Annotated in this window: 12 protein-coding genes and 1 pseudogene; 12 read left to right on the forward strand and 1 reads right to left on the reverse strand. The window is 51.6% G+C overall.

Features of this window, described 5'->3' with window-relative positions; all coding sequences use genetic code 11:
• The first annotated feature begins 101 nt into the window (after positions 1-101).
• The 7 genes from GC101_RS24520 to GC101_RS24550 all read left to right on the forward strand — a co-directional run bounded on the left by GC101_RS24520 (position 102) and on the right by GC101_RS24550 (position 7,872).
• A complete protein-coding gene (locus GC101_RS24520) occupies positions 102-1,292 on the forward strand; it encodes a metallophosphoesterase (RefSeq protein ID WP_171719653.1) in 1,191 nt (396 codons plus the stop codon).
• 985 nt (positions 1,293-2,277) lie between these two features.
• Positions 2,278-2,946, forward strand: coding sequence for a MarR family winged helix-turn-helix transcriptional regulator (locus GC101_RS24525; protein ID WP_246354490.1), 669 nt, complete (start codon positions 2,278-2,280; stop codon positions 2,944-2,946).
• Between the two features lie 2 nt (positions 2,947-2,948).
• A complete protein-coding gene (locus GC101_RS24530) occupies positions 2,949-3,785 on the forward strand; it encodes an SDR family oxidoreductase (RefSeq protein WP_171719396.1) in 837 nt (278 codons plus the stop codon).
• 84 nt (positions 3,786-3,869) lie between these two features.
• Complete coding sequence (locus tag GC101_RS24535) at positions 3,870-4,547, forward strand: response regulator transcription factor (protein ID WP_039292716.1); 678 nt, start codon at positions 3,870-3,872, stop codon at positions 4,545-4,547.
• Complete coding sequence (locus GC101_RS24540) at positions 4,544-5,929, forward strand: sensor histidine kinase (RefSeq protein WP_171719397.1); 1,386 nt, start codon at positions 4,544-4,546, stop codon at positions 5,927-5,929. Before GC101_RS24535 ends, GC101_RS24540 begins: the two co-directional genes overlap by 4 nt.
• A 117-nt stretch (positions 5,930-6,046) precedes the next feature.
• Positions 6,047-7,198 carry an ABC transporter permease gene (locus GC101_RS24545; RefSeq protein ID WP_171719398.1) on the forward strand — a complete coding sequence of 384 codons (1,152 nt, stop codon included), beginning with the start codon at positions 6,047-6,049 and terminating at the stop codon, positions 7,196-7,198.
• Positions 7,195-7,872: an ABC transporter ATP-binding protein gene (locus GC101_RS24550; RefSeq protein WP_171719399.1), complete on the forward strand. Its 678-nt coding sequence runs from the start codon at positions 7,195-7,197 to the stop codon at positions 7,870-7,872. The genes GC101_RS24545 and GC101_RS24550 overlap by 4 nt, the downstream gene beginning before the upstream one ends.
• Here GC101_RS24550 and GC101_RS24555 read toward each other — a convergent pair.
• A pseudogene (locus GC101_RS24555) lies at positions 7,869-8,224 on the reverse strand (VOC family protein). The gene GC101_RS24550 and the pseudogene GC101_RS24555 sit on opposite strands and share 4 nt — an antisense overlap.
• A 1,231-nt stretch (positions 8,225-9,455) precedes the next feature.
• On the opposite strand from GC101_RS24555, the gene GC101_RS24560 reads away from it, so the two are divergent.
• The 5 genes from GC101_RS24560 (at position 9,456) to GC101_RS24580 (ending at position 18,663) form a co-directional block, all read left to right on the forward strand.
• Entirely contained in the window at positions 9,456-11,708 is a 2,253-nt protein-coding gene (locus tag GC101_RS24560) for a beta propeller repeat protein (protein ID WP_171719400.1), read from the forward strand.
• Between the two features lie 159 nt (positions 11,709-11,867).
• On the forward strand, positions 11,868-14,870 hold the full coding sequence (locus GC101_RS24565) for a glycosyl hydrolase (RefSeq protein ID WP_171719401.1): 3,003 nt from the start codon (positions 11,868-11,870) through the stop codon (positions 14,868-14,870).
• 240 nt (positions 14,871-15,110) lie between these two features.
• Positions 15,111-15,974 carry an ABC transporter permease gene (locus GC101_RS24570; RefSeq protein WP_425497161.1) on the forward strand — a complete coding sequence of 288 codons (864 nt, stop codon included), beginning with the start codon at positions 15,111-15,113 and terminating at the stop codon, positions 15,972-15,974.
• 76 nt (positions 15,975-16,050) lie between these two features.
• The gene (locus GC101_RS24575) at positions 16,051-16,950 is read left to right on the forward strand and encodes a carbohydrate ABC transporter permease (protein ID WP_171719403.1); all 900 of its coding nucleotides are present in this window, start codon (positions 16,051-16,053) and stop codon (positions 16,948-16,950) included.
• Between the two features lie 51 nt (positions 16,951-17,001).
• The gene (locus tag GC101_RS24580; protein ID WP_171719655.1) at positions 17,002-18,663 is read left to right on the forward strand and encodes an extracellular solute-binding protein; all 1,662 of its coding nucleotides are present in this window, start codon (positions 17,002-17,004) and stop codon (positions 18,661-18,663) included.
• Positions 18,664-18,776: the final 113 nt, after the last annotated feature.

Genomic DNA, 18,776 nt, shown 5'->3' on the forward strand with positions numbered 1-18,776 from the left:
ATAGTAGCGGAGCACAATTTATTCCTTACTAATACTTTGTGATATGATCTGAAGTAGATATTATAGAAACTTACCTTAAGGGAGTGAATAGGGTGAAAAACATGCGCATGCTGGCTTCGGGAATTATCATGCTTCTTGTGCTTGGACTTGTTAATTTCTACATTGGATGGCATCTGTGGGTTCTGTTCCAGGAATGGCTGCCGGGTATTCATGCTGCTGCTTACTGGCCTGTCTTTCTTGTGATTGCCTTCTCTTATATTATTGGCAGAGTTCCGTTGCCGAAGGCGCTTAAGCCGGTTGGACGGTTGTTCAAGGTGGTCGGCTCCTATTATTTGGCCTGTATGGAGTTTGCCGTGATTCTGCTGCCGTTGACCGATCTGGTATATGGAGTGCTGGCGCTCACCGGTGTGGGCCTCTCGGCGTTTGTTACCGAAGCTGGAGCTACCGTACTGGCACTGCTTGCCGTATTCCTGCTATGGGGTTCACGCAATGCCTGGAGTACAGTGGTGCGGAGCCACAGACTGAAAGTCGATAAGTCTATCGGAACCAGCGTTCCGCTGACGGTAGCTGTAGCCTCTGACCTGCATTTGGGCAACATTGTCGGGAACCGGCATTTACGCCGGATGGTCTCGGAGATTAATGCGATGAATCCCGATATCGTGCTTCTGGCCGGAGATGTGCTGGATGACAGCATTGAACCTTTTATCCGCAATGGAATGGACCAGCAGCTGAAGCAGCTTAAGGCACGTTACGGGGTCTATGCTGTGCTGGGGAATCATGAGTATTATGGCGGGTCGATTGCACAGTACACTGAAGTGATGAAGAACATCGGCATTAAAGTTCTGCAGGATGAGGTTGTGGAAACCTCGGGAGTATATGTTGTGGGCCGCAAAGATAAGACGGCGGAGGCGATGGAAGCGGGCGGACGGCTCAGTGTAGAGGCTCTGCTGGACGGACTTGACCGCACGAAGCCGATTATTATGATGGATCATCAGCCGACCGGCTTCGAGCTTGCTGCGCGGGCTGGAGTGGATGTACTGCTGTCGGGACATACCCACCGCGGGCAGATTGCTCCGAATCACTGGATTACGAGACGCCTGTTCGAGCTGGACTGGGGTTATCTGCTCAAAGACAAGCTGCATGTCATTGTCTCCTCCGGCTACGGAACCTGGGGACCGCCGATCCGTCTGGCCAGCCGCTCTGAGCTGATAAAGCTGGAGGTTGTTCTGGAGGGTAGTATGAGCTATAACGAAGAACCAGTGACATCAACGGCTAAGGCGGTATTGATCTAAAAGATTGTCTAGTGGAGGCAACATAATTGTACGTGAGCCATCTACTGTGTTCTGAACCATCTTCCGTGACTGTACCGTCAACTGGAACTGAACCATCTATTGGAACCGAGCCATCTATCGTAACTTGTACCTTTTACCGTACTCCGTGTGCCTTCCGCCAAGCCCCCTACCTACGAATTAAAGGGTAGGGGGTTAATTTGGTTTTATGTTAGTGTGTAGAGCGAAATGTATTGTGGAAGTCCGGCTAAACTACCGGAGGGGTATGCGAAAACCGAAAAACGGAACAAAGCAGGCCTGATCCGATCAAGCGAGGGAAATCCTGCAGAAAGTACAACAATTCGGATTCAATCTCGCTAATTTACCGGAAATCTTGCACAAAATACAACAATTCAGTCGGATAACCCGCTGAATCGTAAGAATTGTTGTAAATAGTACAACAATAACCAATTATACAAGTAAATAAAGAAAAAATCTTGCATTTAGTCCAACATTCCAGGCTTAGTCCGGTTAAATCACCAGTAATTCTGCGCAAGATCCGAATGAATACCCCAATCCAATCCCAACCGAATGCCCAAGCGAATGCCCAACCAACCAAGTACTGAAAACGTATGATCAAACTAGCTAGTACCAAGACCGCGTGTCCAAACGCACACACAAACACCCATACAAACGCTCATACAAACGCACACACAAACGCCCATACAAACGCCCATACAAACGCACACACAAACGCCCATACAAACGCCGACACAAACGCACATCCAAACTATATGTCTTTAATGGCTTTTAGTACAAACCCAAACCTACCGGGGGTGCTCTGATGCAACATTTTGACAATAAGAGCTGGTTAAGTTATTCTCTATATAAATATAGTTAAGCTATTAACTAAATTGAGCTTGCGACATTAAGAGGCGTTAAGGGGTATTATGTCTCATTAAGTGGCGATGTTTCTCGTTAAGTGGCGTTATGTCTCGTTAAGGGGCGAATGGACAAAACTTTGAATGATAGAATGGGTGATCAAATGGGCGAGCGGATGAATAAACCAGCCGATGAACAATTGAACGGACAGATGGATGATTCTATGAATGGACGAATGAATGAAGGAATAGGTGATCGGATGGATGCACGGAAGGATGAACAAATGAATGAAGATGAACAAATGGAAGAACTAAAGGAAGAACTAAAGGATGATCGGATGGATGCCCTGCAAAAGTATGTGCTGGAGCTGCCGCTCCACAATGAGGTATTCTTCGCTATGGTGGGAGCGACAGCCCATGCAGTAGCCGTATCTGAGAAATACTGGCAGGCTCAAGGGCTGAACGGGGCAAGAATCCGCGTACTGGTTGAGATTGCGAAGCACGGGGGAATGATACTCCCTTCGCTGCTCGCTGAGAGAATCGGTGTGACCAAAGCCAATATCAGCCTCCTGCTCACTCCGCTGGACAAAGACGGTTATATCTCCCGTGCGGATCATGCCAAGGATGGACGCAAGACGGTGATTTCGATTACCGAAGCTGGCCGCGCCCTGCTGTCTGAACAGCTGCCTGGAAACCGGGAAGCTGTTGCCGGCGTGATGAAGCGTCTGGATGATACGGAGCTGCACCAGCTGCTGGGTCTGCTGAACAAATTGAGCAATCATACAAGGGAGAGATAATAATGAAGATTATGATTACTGGCGCCACCGGACAATTGGGAAGGCTAATTGTAGAAAATGTGCGCAGCCGTATCCCCGCAGAACAGGTTGTAGCCGGAGTACGGAAGCTTGAGCAGGCGGCGTATCTCCGGGAGCAAGGCGTAGAAGTCCGTTATGCCGATTACGATGTGACGGAATCGCTGGATGAAGCCTTTCGCGGAATTTCCCGGCTGCTGCTAATCTCCAGCTCGAATACGGATGACACCGTCCGTCTGATCCAGCACAAGCGGGTTGTTGATGCTGCTAAGCGAAGCGGTGTCGGGCATATTCTCTATACGGGTTTTGCTTTTCCCCGGCAGAGATCTGAGCAGAGCAATCCGGACAATGTGCACACGCTAACCGAACAGGTGATTATAGAGTCCGGACTGGAATATACTTTTTTGCGCAATGCCTTATACATTGATTTCGTAGGAGTGCTGGGGCTGAAGGAAGCACTGTCCAGCGGGGAATTGATAACCGCTCCGGGTGAATGGAAGTTCAATTCGGTAACACGTGGAGATCTTGCGCTGGCAACTGCGGCTGTGCTTAGTGAAGGTGAGGCAGGCAATCATATTTATGAGCTGGCCGCTGCACGTACCTGGGATTTTACAGATCTGGCTGAAGTATTAACCGGGGTTGCCGGGAAGCCGGTGGTACACCGTCAGGATGCCGCAGCTCAGCACTGGATCTATGCTTTTATGAGCAAGCTGGATACCTCATCCACTTCAGGAGATTTGGAACGGCTAATGGGGCGTCCTGTCACACCGCTGAAGGAGAGCATTATGCCTTTTATTGAGCTGCCGGAAGAACGGATAATGTAGAAATGGACTAAGGCTTGTCTCGAAACTGGTTTGTTGCTAGTATGATGTCATTGAATTCGGCAAGCCCGGAGGGAGAGCTTACAGTTGAAAAAGATTATAGTAGCCGACGATGATGTCCATATCCGCACGCTGCTGCGGCATGTTTTGACGAGAGAGGGGTATCATGTCCTGGAAGCCGGCGACGGCCGGGAAGCGGTAACTCTGATGCAGGAGCAGACAGTGGATCTCGCGGTGGTGGATGTGATGATGCCGCACATGGATGGCCTGGAGCTATGCTCGTACATAAGGGAAACTTACGATATTCCGGTGATCCTCCTGACGGCCCGCCAGCAGCTCAGCGACAAGGAGCAGGGGTATCTGCGCGGGACGGATGATTATGTGACCAAGCCTTTTGAACCGGAGGAACTGCTGTTCCGCATTAAGGCACTGTTCCGCCGTTATTCGATTGCCTCTGATGACAAAATCCGCCTGAACTCACTGGTGATTGACCGTAAGAATTATGAGATCAGTGACGGGAATGAGGTGCTTTTGCTGCCGGTGAAGGAATTCGAGCTGCTGGCCCAGCTGGCGCAATATCCCGGACGGCTGTTCTCGCGCAGTGAGCTGATCGAACGGGTCTGGGGAGCGGATTATGAGGGGGATGAGCGGACGGTGGATGTGCATATCAAACGGCTGCGCCAGCGGTTCAGCGACTACCAGAATGATTTCACGATCCGCACGGTACGCGGGATTGGCTACAAAGTGGACATGGTGAACACATGAGATCGCTGTACGTAAGAATGAGTATTGTGTTCTGCTCGGTCATAGTGATCAGCAGTGTGCTGGGGTTCCTGGTTTCCAATCTCTATTATCAGGCCAAAATTAAACCGCAGAACGATGCCAAGCTGACCAAAATGGCCATCGGCTTGCAGCAGTTCATTCAGGACCACCCGGATGCGGCGGAAGAGTATCTGCTGAGTACAGCCTCGTTAGGGTACAAGATGTATCTGTCCAATGACAACGGCGATGAACAATTCTACGGCCTGCCTTTCCGCAAAAATGACCTGCAGGAGGGAGCGCTGCAAAAGGTGCTGGCGGGGGGAATTTACCACGGAGTCGGTAATTTCCCCAGCTCAGCATTTATCACCGGCTTCTTCGATAATCAGCTCAGCAATTCGATTGGTGTTCCTGTTCAGATCACCGGACAGACTTATGCGTTGTTCATGCGTCCGGATGCTGAGGTGCAGTTTGGGGAGCTGCGGATCTTTTTTGCCGTGCTGATTGGCGTCATTATCTTATTCAGCCTGTGGTTCATGCTCATTACGGTATTCCATGTGGTGAAGCCCATAACGCGGTTAACCGAGGCTACGCTCAAAATATCCAAAGGCAGGTACGACATCAAATTATATACCGCCCGGCGCGATGAAATCGGCCAGCTGGCCTCCCATTTCATGACGATGAGCCGGGAGTTGGAACGGACGAACCGGGCGCGTCAGGAATTTGTCGCCAATGTCTCGCATGAAATTGAATCCCCGCTGACGTCCATCCAGGGTTTTGCCCATGCGCTCAAAGACGGTGCGCTGCCCGAACCCCAAAGGCTGGAGTACCTGTCGATTATAGATGAAGAGAGCCGCCGGCTATCGGTGCTCAGCAAGCAGCTGCTCACGTTATCCTCACTCGACTATGAAGAACATGCCCTGCAGAAACGAAGCTTCGACCTCCGTGCCCAGCTCCGCCAGGTCATGCAGATTATGGAATGGCATCTTACAGAGAAGGAGCTTGCAGTCCGGCTGCACGTAGCTGACATTACACTGGAAGGCGACCCAAACCTGCTCTATCAGGTATGGATGAATCTGGTTTCGAATGCCGTGAAGTACACTCCGGCGGGCGGCACAATCAGTATTGCAGCACGTGCAGACGATCATACCTGCACCGTAACGGTGGGGGACAACGGTGAAGGTATTCCTGCGGAGCAACTGCCGATGATCTTCGACCGGTTCTACAAAGTCGATCAGGCGCGCACCCGTGACAGCAACAGCAGCGGGCTGGGACTGGCCATTGCACAAAAGATTATCCAGGCGCATAACGGTACGATCGAGGTGGCAAGTACGGTTGGAGAAGGGACTACCTTTACTGTCTCCCTGCCCTGCCATAATACAGATTGAGCAGACGTTTAATAACAGATGAACTATAGTTCAATCTGTATAATGTAATTCTTTATTCATACTCCGTTCATTTTCATCCTCTAAACTGTGGATATACAGATTAGAAGGAGTGGTTATATGTTTTTGGCATTACGGGAGATGAGGCATTCCAAAGCACGCTACAGCCTCATAATGGTGATTATGCTGCTGGTTTCGTTTCTGGTTCTGTTCGTAACGGGATTGGCCAGAGGACTTGCCTATGCGAATATCTCGGCACTGGAGAATATGCCTGCGAATTATTTTGTCGTGCAGAGCGACGCTGACCATACGTTTAGACGTTCACAGTTAGGCGAATCAGAGCTTGCAGCAGCCCGTGCGGTAGCCGGGGAGGCGAAGGCAACTCCGCTTGGAGTGCAGACCAGTACTATTACTGCTGCCGATGCGGATGTGAAGGCGGACATTACTTTTTTTGCCATAGATATGGCGGGGATGCTGGCTCCTGAAGTGACGGAAGGTGCTGGAATCACCAATGAAGTTCAAGGTAGTGCCGTGGTAGATTCGAAGCTGGAAGAGTCCGGTGTCACGATCGGCAGTACAATAAGTGATCAGGCAACAGGCATGAGCTGGACGGTTAGCGGTTTTGTGAAAGACAGCTCATACAGCCACACTCCGGTGGTATATATTAACCAGCTGGATTGGCAGGCCATGAAGCAAGGTGCGGTGCAGGGCGGCAGCTCAGACAGCACAGACAGCACAGACAGCACAGACAGCACAGGCAATGCTCCTTACAACGTTATCGCGCTAAAAGTATCTTCTGCACAAGCCTCTGAAATTGCCGCACAACAGCAATCGGTAGAGGTCATTACCCAGAAACAGGCGATTTCCAGTGTTCCCGGATATGCCGCTGAGCAGAATTCACTACTCATGATGATAGCCTTCCTGTTCGTTATTGCTGCAGTTGTACTTGCTGTATTCTTCTACGTCATCACGATCCAGAAGACCAGCCAGTTCGGTATTCTTAAGGCGATGGGTACCAAAATGTCCTATTTAGCCTGGAGCGTAGTCGGCCAAGTCCTGATTCTGTCCGTAGCCAGTCTGGCACTGAGCCTCCTGCTCACGTTCGGAATGAATATGGGTCTGCCGGATACGATGCCGTTTCAGCTGGACGGGCAGACGATGATTCTGACCAGCCTGCTGTTCATCGGAATGTCGCTGCTGGGTTCACTGATTTCTGTAGCAAGAGTAGCCAAGGTGGATGCCTTGGAAGCGATAGGGAGGACTGGAGCATGAGTGCCAAATTAATCATGAAGCAAGTGACCAAAACCTACGGGGACGGAGACGGGGCCATGACTGTTTTGAATAACCTGGATTTTACGGTGAACGAGGGTGAATTCGTAGCAGTACTGGGGCCTTCGGGGTCCGGCAAAAGCACTTTTCTCTCTGCCGCCGGTGCTCTGCTCACCCCGACAAGCGGGGAAATCTTCATCGATGGCGAATCGCTGCGTGACAAAGACAAAGGGGCTTTGACGGAGCTGAGGCTGCAAAAGATCGGCTTCATGTTCCAGAGCGCACAGCTGCTGCCTTTCCTGAAGGTGGAGGAACAGCTGCTCTATGTTGCCAAGCTGGCCAAGCTCACCACGAAGGAAGCCAAGGTTCGGGCAACCTGTCTGCTGAAGCGTCTGGAAATCTGGGAGCGGCGCAATCAGTATCCCGAGCAGCTGTCCGGCGGTGAGAAGCAGCGTGTGGCCATTGCCCGGGCGTGGATGAACAAACCGGCTATCCTGTTCGCAGATGAGCCGACAGCGAGTCTGGATTACAGCCGCGGCAGAGAAGTAGTGCGGATGATCGCTGACGAGGTGCGGAGCGAAGGCAAGGCAGCCGTTATGGTAACCCACGATGACCGCATGCTGGAGTGGTGCGACCGTGTGCTTCATCTGGAGGATGGCGTGCTGGTTCAAGCCTAGGTTATGATTTGAGTGGATCGTTGAGACTGAATCCCGGAGACGGGGTTCGGTTTTTTTGTCAGTTTGGAAGTCGGATGATCTTCATTCAATTCCAGTAGGTCCCACAAATTTCCGTATAAATCTTTAAATACAGCAACTGTTCCATAAGTTTGTTCTTTGGGCTCTCTAATAAATTCTATTCCCCTGAGAACCATTTCATTATAATCTCTCCAAAAATTACTACCCATCTTTTATCTTGCTCTGGCTGATAGATATCTTCAACTAAGGTGAAATTCAACTTTCTTGTATTAAATTCTATCGCTTCATCATAATCTTTAACCACCAAAGCAATATGTACAATGGACTGGATCATTTCTAATTCATCCTCTTTTTCTGGCCGAGGCAGAGGCGAATTCCTCTAATTCTTTTCCTATACCTCTAATTCCTTTCCAATACCTTTACTTCTAATTGAGGAGTCTGTTTTTTTATTGAGTTAAACTGCCCGTTCGTTGAACAGAGGCAGCTGACCATGTTGATCGGCTGCCTTCTGTTATTGAGTTAATGTTCCCAGTTAGCTTTATGAATCGTCTACTTTGAACTCCCCTTCAATTTCTCTTAAATTATTCTTAATCGTTATATATCTTTGCGATCCTAATAATAATTCACTATATAAAAACATGTATTGCAGGTGATACCTCATATCAAATTTATTCTTGTGATATTTCAATAAAAGATCTACATAGTCCGTATAGAAGAATAAAACATCCTTTGACCGTTTATTGAACTTAATGGTATTGAAATAATTTGATAATTCATTTAGTTTCTTTTTAGTATAGGCTAAAATACTTTGAATATCTTCTTCTGATAACGATTCATAGGCTTCTGTCATTGCTTGCCAATGATCTTCAAGGATTTCTTTAGTTTCATGCAAAATTACATATATTGGTTTGAGTAATTCTAGTTCATGTCTAAGACGTCGAGTCTTGAATAGGTTTCTGATTTTTTGGAATATGAGACATTCCTCCTGGATATCGTCATAAGAGTCGCTGTACTCAGCATACTTCCTTTTAATTACGAAGACGAATTAATTTTTTTGTACCGAGTAAAGATGTACTGAGTTAATGAGATAATGGTTGTTGGATATCGAATTAAGAGAGCATGAAATTCCAATCTATCGGTGAGCTTGATTTGAAAGCACATAAGACACTTCGGTGTCTTTTTTTATATCCTCGCCAACTTTCCCAGTCACACCCAATTGTTATTTCTTCCACTAACCTGCCCGTTAGTTTAATGAAACACCTGCCCGGGGCGATGTATGCGAAAAACCGAACACAATGTGCTTCTGTGAAGGTAACCGGGCCAGATGTATGCGAAAAACCGAACACAATGTGCTTCCCAGGATGCTGCTACGGAATAAGTCTGAATGGAGTTTTGTAAGGTAACTTTGTCCTTAATTAGGCAATTATGAATTTGGAAAAGAAGCAGCAGCTTTGTACTGCGATTCACATTCTTTGTTCAGCGGTAGATATCGTTGCTACCGGGGATGCCGCTCTGCGCAGCTCCGAGTTATGCTTAGAGGAACTGGAGCGAGGGGAGAAGCTGACATGGAAAATTCATTGAATCTGCCTGGTGTCTTGCTGCCGGCGGGGCTGGGCGGAGGCGGATATATTACCGGCCTGCTGCAGCATCCGGCGGACAACCGTGTATTATATGCCCGCTGTGATGTGGCGGGCGTCTTCCGCAGCAGGGATGGCGGGGAGAGCTGGGAGACCCTTAACCGGGGGCTGACCCAGGCTTACCATCACCAGGTGCAGAGCTTTGCCATTAGCTGTCATCACCCGGAGGTGATGTTCCGCTGCTGCGGCGAAGTGAGGAGCCGGACCTTCTACGGTGCGGTGCATAAATCAGCAGATGGCGGGAACAGCTGGTATGAGGTTTGCAGCGGGATGGGCTTCTACGGCAACGGGCCGACCCGGATGTACGGGGAGGTCATTGCCGTAGATCCCGTTCATCCCGGAATTATAGCGGCCGGCGGGTATACCGGCGGACTCTGGATCAGCAGGGATGAAGGAGAGAGCTGGGAGCAGAGCAGCCTTCCAGAGGAGCGTTTCGGGTGTGTAGCTTTTCACCCGGATCAGCCGGGTATGTTATATGCCGGAACGATCAGTGATGAGGAGCTGAATATGGATTATGCCGATCCGGGGGAGTACGGCATACTAGGGCTGCTGCAGGACCGCCCGCGGGGGAAGGCGGGCAGGATGTATCTCAGCCGTGACTCGGGACAATCGTGGGAGCTGCTGGTTGAAGGTCCCAGCTTTGCCGGGCTGTCATTCGACAGCCGGGACCCGCAGCGGCTGCTGGCCGCCTGCATCTGGGGCGGCATCAAGAGCAGTGCAGACGGAGGGCAGACCTGGCAGTCTGCCGGAGAAGGTCTGCTGATTGGGAAGCAGCGGTACGGGACCCTTATCCAGGATTGGCATGTCCCGGATCGCTGGTATACAGCACCTGATCTGCGCCCGCAGATGCAGGACATTCCGCCGATACCGCTGTATGTTTCAGACGATGGCGCGGAGCGGTGGAAGCTGCTGCATCATCACAATGATAATGATTTAAGCGGCTTTCCGGCATACATGGACAGCTTTAACGGAGGTTCACGGGCTTCAGCTGCCGGCTGGGCGATCTCCAAGATTATCGTAGACCGGTTCACACCAGGCCGCCTCTATCTCTGCAACTGGTATGGGGTAGCCTACAGCGGGGATGGCGGAATGACCTGGCGGGCCGGGCAGTTCCGGGGGCTTGAGACCACCTGCATGGAAGCGGTGGTAGCAGATAAGCTGCAGCCCGGCAAGTTCTGTGTCACCATGGCGGACCATTCTCCGAAGGTGACCGAGGATGGCGGTCTCTCCTTCCGCAATCTGCCCGGACTGTCCGGCTATTCCGGAAGCTCTGCGGCTGTTATTTCCGCTGCAGATCCGGGATTGTATCTGTACGGCCTCATCGGCCACGGTCGTACAGCCTGTATAGCTGTATACCGCGATGGTGAAGACCGTGCCCGGGCAGCTCTAACACTGGGTCCCGGGTTATTCGTGCAGGCTTTGCGTGAGGACGGCAATCAGCCGGGCACCTATTATGCCTATGTGGACGGGGCAGTCAGTGCAGGCGCAGGAATCTACCGGTCGCGGGACGGCGGCACTTCATGGGACCGCACAGCTTTTCGGCCTCCGGCTTATGTGCAGACACTTCCGTATCAGAAGCGCTGGATTGAAGCCGAACTGCTGTCCGTTGTAGTCTATCAGGTCAAGAATGCCTGCGGGTCCAACCAGCTCATGGATACGAATCCGCATCAGGCAGGACAGCTAATTGCCGGAGAAGCCACGGAGGGGATTTGGCAATCCTCAGACCATGGGGACACCTGGGATTTCATAGGAGAAGGGCTTCCTTTTCAGCATGGTGGCCCGGCTTCAATACTGAGCGCAGTGGCGTACTCTCCCTCCTGTCCGGGGACAATCTATGCGGGGTTTATTTCGGAAGGGCTATGGCGCAGCAGTGACGGCGGACAGAGCTGGCACAAGCTGTTTCCGGTTATGGCCGGCAAGCTCTTCAATGTATCAGCACTCTGTGTTGGGCGGGGTGAACACGGAGAGGATGTGCTGATTTCGGCCAGCGAACCGATGGTCCGGACCTCCACAGAATCTGAAATGGCCTGGAGCCGGGATGGCGGAGATACCTGGGAGGAGTGGGAGCATGCCCCGCTTGGAGCTGTCCGCTGGAAGGGGATTGCGCTTGATTGTGAGGTCAGACAAGTGCTTGCCGTCACCTGCGGCAACGGTGCTTTTCGCGGGACAATCAGCCTGTAGCGGGTATTGCTGCTTTTTAACTGCGTTGTCATTGCTGAAACACAGTTTTCGTTGCTGCGGGTTCTTGTTGAGTCTCAAGGAAAACGCTTACATTTGATGAGCCGGACGATGTAATCATCGAATATAATCCGGCTCTATTCAAATGGAGGACTGAACAAAGTGGCTGCACGAACGAGCAAAAAATGGTTGCATGGTTGCCTGGCCCTCGCTCTGTTTGTTGCATCAATTCTCCTGCCGCCAGCGGTATCTTATTCGGCAGGGGAGAATCTGCTTGGAAATCCCGGCTTCGAAGCGGGAGATGTGTCGTGGGAGAAATGGGGGAGTCCGGTGGTGACAACCGCCGAGAAGCATGGTGGCGCGAAGAGTCTTCAGGTAAAGCGGAATACAGGCGGGGCATCTGCGTCCGTAGCAGTGCAGGAAGGTAAAACCTACAGGGTAGGCTTGTGGGTCAAATTCGCAGGAACGGGAGTGACGAGTGCGGCGATCGATCTGGATGCCTTCGGCAGTCAGCAGACGAAGCAATATCTCTATTTCTCCGGTTCGACCCAGTGGGAGTATAAGCAGCTGCTGTACACACCGGCTCCCGGGGTGCAGTATATCCGCTTCTCTTTCTGGAACAGCACCAGCAAAGATTACTACATTGACGATGCGGTGATCCGGGAGAATGTAGATATTGAACGGCCGTCAACTCCCGGAACCTGGACAGCCGAGCATGAGACGGATTCACTTAAGCTGACCTGGGCGGGCTCTACAGATGATATGGCGGTCGAATCTTACCAGCTGTCCTACAAAAAAACAGAAGACTCCGGCTGGAATACCTTATCGGTTCCCCATCAGGAGACCGTCACATCATACACCTATACTTTGCAGAATCTTGATCCATTCTCTGTGTATGCCATTATGCTGCGTTCCAGAGATACGGCCGGCAATACTTCCGGTGCTGTGATGGGGATGGAGGCGACACCGGGCGTGAATCTGCTCACTAACGGCGGTTTCGAAACAGCTTCGATCAGCCCGTGGACCGAAACGGGAACAGTGCAGACAACAACCTACGGAACATACGCTGGACAATATGCGGCGCGCCTGACGGGCAATTCGGCAATCAGAAGCGAGGAGATTCCTGTGGACGGGGAAGACTCTTATCTGGTTTCCTACTGGACCAGGTCAGCAGCTGTACCCCCGCAAGCATCTACCGTAAGCCTCAGTGTCTATCAGGAATCCTCTGAAACTGAGCATCCGCTGATCACAAATACTGCTTCGGTATGGGCACGCTCGGAGAATCAGCTGCGGACAACAGGTACCACCGAATATATACAGCTGACAGCAATGAATCAGACAGGGACGGATCAATTCCTGGATCAGGTATATATCGGCAAGCTGCCGGAGCTTCCAGAGGACCTTGCACCTGGGGCGCCAGCAGGGTTTACCGTGAACCTTGCTGATGGTGTGTCCGCAGATCTGGAGTGGCTGGCGGCTACGGGTCCTTTTGGTGTGAAGAATTATAGCATTACCTTCAAAAAGACGGCGGATACTGAATGGAGCAGTATAACGGTGCCTTATGTTCCTGGCCAATCCTTGTATGCCTATAAGCTGGAAGGTCTGTCACCTGAGAGTCTCTATGAGGTGAAGGTGACAGCGGTCAGCGAAGGGACGGCAGTGTCAGCGGCGAGTTCACTGGAGCTCACTACCGGCAAGATGTTCCCGGTGAATCCTGGAGCGTCGGAGGAAGCAGCAGCACTTCTGGACCGGCTCTATGCCACGGTCGGCAATGCTGTGTACACGGGGCAGCATAACTATTACGAAGCGCCATCCCTTTGGTATGATACGGCAGCAGAATTGACCGGATATTATCCGGCGATCTGGGGTTCGGATTTCGCCTATTATACCGGCGGGGATTTCAGCGCCCTGCGCCAGGGCATGATTGACGAGGCGATTGCCCAAGGTCATGCGGGCAGCATCATTACCCTGACGTACCACGAGCCCCGTCCAATGGATTCTGCCACCGCCGGGTGGGAAAGTGTCACAGGAGATGTAACGGCAGCTCAGATGACGGAGATTGTTACTCCGGGGACTGCACTCTACAATCAGTGGGCCGCTCAAGTGGATGAAGTTGCAGAATATCTTGCCCAGCTGAGAGACGAAGAAATTCCTGTGCTGTGGCGGCCGTATCATGAGATGAATGCCGAATTCTTCTGGTGGGGCGCGCGGCCGGAGCTGTTCAGGCAGCTGTGGGACAATATGTATGACCGTTTCACCCATCTGCATGGTCTGGATAATCTGATCTGGGTATGGAGCCCGAATGCCGAGAGCTCATGGGCCTATGATTCGGCTCCTTATTATCCCGGTCATGATGCCGTAGATGTGCTGGCGATGGATATCTATAACAACGATTACCGGGATACGTATTATAACAAGCTTGTGCAGCTTAGCGGCGGCAGACCGATTGCTATCGGGGAGAACGGGGAGCTGCCGGACATGGATATGCTGATGGAGAAGCAGCCCCGGTATGCGTATTTCATGACCTGGTCGCAATATTTGACCGACAAAAATTCACTCAGTGCCATTCAAGCGCTCTATAGCAATCCGCGTTCGCTCCATAACGGCGAAACAGGAAACGGCCCGTATGTGCCGCCGCCTGCGGACAGTTATCTCATTGATGATTTCGAGCAGTATGGCAGCTCGAACAGCAGCCTGCGTGCCAAATGGCAGCGGAATGTCTCCGGGAACCTGGCAACGGTCACGCTGGACACTTACCATCTGAACAGCGGTACCTACGGGCTTAAGCTGGACTATACGGTAGGAAATCCCGGCTATGCGGGGTTATACCGCAGCATGGGCAAGGAATGGCCAGGGATGGAAGCCATCTCCTTCTGGCTGCAGCCGGATGGCTCGAACCGGCAGCTTGCGGTTCAGTTTCATGAGACAAACGGTGAGGTATGGGAAGCGAGTATTCCGGTTCAAGGCACAACGCCAGTGCTTGTTAGCATTCCTTTTACCGAATTCCTGCGGCCCGGCTGGTCTACCGGCGGCAACGGCGTCATCGATCTGGGTTCCATTAAAGAGTTCGCATTCTATATTGCCCAAGGCAGCGGGACACAGGGCAGCGGAACACTGTATATAGACGATGTAAAAGCTATCAAATTACCGGTGGAGGAAGAATAAGCCCACTGTAACTAACTCAAACCAGCCGGAGTGATCCGGAAAAAATCTCCGTTGCTGGACCACAGTTTTCGTTGTCTGCGCTACTGGTAGCTCCTTCCTGGAGATCATAGAATGAAGGTGTAAAGCAAAGAAACAGGAAGGATGACCAATGTGGAAATCGAGCGGAGATTGCATATCCGTAAGGAAGGGAGCCGGGTATCCTGGTGGACCGGCTGGATCAGGCAGTGGGATCTTCAACTGATGGTTGTGCCGGCTATGATCTTCATTTTCATCTTCAGTTACCTGCCCATGTACGGAGTTCTAATGGCTTTCCAGGATTATCAGCTGTTCGGCGGATTCTTACACAGTCCATGGGTGGGGCTGAAGCATTTCGAGGCTTTCTTCAATTCCCCGGACTTCTGGAGAGTCATGCGCAACACGATGGTGATCAGTCTGCTGAAGCTCTGCTTCGGCTTCCCGGCACCGATACTGCTGGCACTGATGCTGAATGAAGTCCGGAGTATAATGTTCAAGCGGGTCGTGCAGACCGTCAGCTATCTGCCGCATTTTCTCTCGTGGGTGATCGTCGGCGGTTTCGTAGGCTCGATGCTGTCGACTGATAATGGAAGCGTTAACATGCTGCTGATGAGCCTGAATCTGACATCTGAACCGATCAGCTTTCTGTCTGTGCCTGAATATTTCTGGGGCATTCTCGTAGGTACGGGGATGTGGAAGGAGATGGGGTTTGCCGCCATTGTCTATCTGGCTGCCATTGCCGGAATTGATCCGCATCTGTATGAAGCCGCTTCCATCGACGGGGCGGGGAGATTCAAGCAGATCCAGCTGATCACACTGCCTTGTATCCGGCCCGTCATTATCATCTTCATGATTCTGGCAGTGGGCAATATTCTTAACGCCGGGTTTGAAGATATTCTCATTCTGGCCACGAATCCGATTCTCCGTGATGTGTCGGATGTGATCGATACCTATGTGTACCGGATGGGGATTCTGAATAACCGCTTCTCATACGCGGCAGCAGCAGGGTTGTTCAAGGCAGTTGTCAGTGTAACACTGCTGGCACTGGCCAATAAGGCAGCCAGAAAAATGGGCTCCAGCCTATGGTGAGCGAAGCTGCCTCAAAGCGGTATAGATGCAGAAATGTTCATGAAATCAGACGCTGCGGGGAAAGGGGTTACAGGTTATGATGAAGCTGTCAACGGGGGATAAAGTGCTGCAGCTGTTCATTTATATCGTTCTGATCCTGCTGGGCTTCGTCACCCTGTATCCCTTCTGGAACTCCTTGGTTATCTCCTTCAATATGGGCTCGGATACATCGCTGGGCGGCATCACGTTCTGGCCCCGGGTCCCAACGTTTGATAACTATGAGGTTGTCTTTCAGGACAGCCGGATCGGGCAGGCGTTCATGATATCCATTCTGAGAACGCTGACCGGAACGATCCTGTCCGTGCTGTTCACAGCTATCCTGGCTTACGGGCTATCGCGTCATGAGCTGATCGGGCGCAGGTTCTATATGGTCTTCTGCATTATTACAATGTATTTCAGCGGCGGCTTAATTCCTACCTTTCTGCTGCTGCGGGAGTTTGGCATGATGGACACCTTTTGGGTTCTCGTTATTCCCGGGTTAATCAGTGTATATAATATGATTATTTTTCGGACCTTCTTTCTTGGCCTGCCGGCGGGACTGGCGGAGTCGGCACGGATTGACGGCTGCAACCATATCGGTGTGCTGATCCGCATCGTCCTGCCTATATCAGGTCCCGTCGTGGCCACACTTTCCCTTTTTACCGCCGTCTATCACTGGAATGACTGGTTCTCAGCCAGCATTTATATTAACGACCCGAGCCTAATTCCGATCCAGACGCTGCTGAAGCAGATCCTGAATTCTAACATTGTGACCGATCAGCTTCAGTCCGTCGGCAATGCAGCAGCCCAGGACCGTCTGGCTCTGGTGCAGTCTGTCACCACCAAGTCGCTGATTATGGCTACCACTATGGTGGCAACGCTGCCGATCATTATGGTGTATCCGTTTCTGCAAAAATATTTTGTCAAAGGGGTACTCATCGGTTCCTTGAAAGAGTAGCGCAGATTTCTTGAACTCACATGTAGAGAGGGGTTACTTAATTTGAAACGGATGACCAAACGATGGACACAAATGACGGTTGTATTATGCACGGTGCTGCTGATGGCCGGGTGCGGCGGAGGGAATAACGCGGCAGTTCAGAGTACGGCAGAACCCGGTAAAGAACCGGCGGCAGCCACTGCTGCAGCGGAAACAGCGGTACCCGCATCCACGGAGCCTTCCACAGACGCAGTAAGCACAGTGAAGCCGGTAACCTTCAGCTATTACAGCAATTATGACTGGGATACTACGGAGCAGTGGGGCGCCGACTCAACCACACGCTGGATTGCCGATACCCTGAAGGTCAACATGACTCCCGTTCAGTCAAGCGGCGCTGCCGAGACGAAGTTCAGCACCATGATTGCTTCAGGCAGTCTGCCGGATGTTATTATGACGGACCGCGGTGCAAGTGTCGAGCGTCTGCGGCAAGGCGGAATGCTGGTGGCACTGGATGATTATCTCGACAAATATCCGAATCTTAAGAATAACGCCGGGGAAGCCACACTTGGTATGCTCCGCTCAGACGACGGCAAGCTGTACCAGTTCCCGAACTGGTATACCTCAAGCCCCAACGGCAACGGCGGATGGATCATCAATAAGAAAATTTATAAAGAGCTGGGCTCGCCTAAGCTGGAAACCTTCGATGATCTGTATGCCTATCTGAAGCTGGTGAAGGAGAAGTACAGTGATGTTGTTCCCCTCGAGGTTGGAGCCAAAGGCCGGGGCATTGATACCATGTATGGCGGATGGGCGGAGAACAAACCATATCTGACGAGAGCTAATCCTGTGGGCGATGAACTGAAGCCGATCTTTGAAGATCCGATTTTCATTGAGAATATGCAGTATGCCAGCAAGCTGTTCCGCGACAAGCTGATTTCACAGGATGTATTCACGCAGACCGGCGACCAGATTAACGAAAAGCTGAAAACAGGCCGCGTCGCGGTATACGTGGATGGCGATGTGGTCAATCCGGGCCGGGGAGCGGACGGTGCCCTGAAGGCAACCGATCCGGAAGCGGGCTACGAGATCATCTGGCCGGTCCACAAAGCCGGCCTGGATGCCGCCAAAATCACTCCGAATAATTACAATTCCCTCGGCTGGAATGTGCTCGTGATTACGAAGAATGCCAAGGACCCTGAAGCGATCTTCTCATACCTGGACTGGTTGACCGGGGAGGAGGGCCAGCGGATTATCAACTTCGGACGTAAGGGGCTCTACTGGGATGAGACTGACGCAGACGGAGTACCGATTCTGAATGCCGGGGGACTTAGCACAGAGCAGGCAGGGAAAGACAAGGAAAGAATCGGCCGCTTCAACTGGGTAGGCAACACGACATTCATCGATCAGACCAAAGCCAAGATGGATGCGCAGCTGCCGGCTGACAAGCAGAATTGGACGACGCTGGCCCAGCAGAAAGTGACCTGGAAGACTTCCCGGAACTTCACGGAATTCGTGAACCTTGATCCGCTTCCGGATTCGGAAGAAGGAACCATTGCTACTGCCGTTAACGATATCTATCAGGAGGCTTTTGCTAAGACGCTGTATGCAAAGAGTGATGAAGAGGTGCTGAGCCTGATTAACCAAGCGAATGAAGACGCCTCAAAAGCGGGTTACGGCAAGCTGCTGGCATACCAGACGGAAAGATGGCAGAACAACCTCAGCAAGATGAAATAACAATAGAGTCTGCCTGGGGCGTGGGGTATACTGAAGCCAAGTATACCCCATTATTTGGGAAGGGGCTGCCTTCCGCCTTATGGGGATAACCTCCGCTCTTGCGCCTTGGCAGC

The organism is Paenibacillus phytohabitans, assembly GCF_013141775.1.
Classification (GTDB): domain Bacteria; phylum Bacillota; class Bacilli; order Paenibacillales; family Paenibacillaceae; genus Paenibacillus_AQ; species Paenibacillus_AQ phytohabitans.

Bases quoted from the DNA above. Each gene is read 5' to 3' on its own strand.
- GC101_RS24520 (WP_171719653.1), top strand. From the start codon at position 102: ATGCGCATGCTGGCTTCGGGAATTATCATGCTTCTTGTGCTTGGACTT.
- GC101_RS24525 (WP_246354490.1), top strand. From the start codon at position 2,278: ATGGACAAAACTTTGAATGATAGAATGGGTGATCAAATGGGCGAGCGG.
- GC101_RS24530 (WP_171719396.1), top strand. From the start codon at position 2,949: ATGAAGATTATGATTACTGGCGCCACCGGACAATTGGGAAGGCTAATT.
- GC101_RS24540 (WP_171719397.1), top strand. From the start codon at position 4,544: ATGAGATCGCTGTACGTAAGAATGAGTATTGTGTTCTGCTCGGTCATA.
- GC101_RS24545 (WP_171719398.1), top strand. From the start codon at position 6,047: ATGTTTTTGGCATTACGGGAGATGAGGCATTCCAAAGCACGCTACAGC.
- GC101_RS24550 (WP_171719399.1), top strand. From the start codon at position 7,195: ATGAGTGCCAAATTAATCATGAAGCAAGTGACCAAAACCTACGGGGAC.
- GC101_RS24560 (WP_171719400.1), top strand. From the start codon at position 9,456: ATGGAAAATTCATTGAATCTGCCTGGTGTCTTGCTGCCGGCGGGGCTG.
- GC101_RS24570 (WP_425497161.1), top strand. From the start codon at position 15,111: ATGGTTGTGCCGGCTATGATCTTCATTTTCATCTTCAGTTACCTGCCC.
- GC101_RS24575 (WP_171719403.1), top strand. From the start codon at position 16,051: ATGATGAAGCTGTCAACGGGGGATAAAGTGCTGCAGCTGTTCATTTAT.
- GC101_RS24580 (WP_171719655.1), top strand. From the start codon at position 17,002: ATGACCAAACGATGGACACAAATGACGGTTGTATTATGCACGGTGCTG.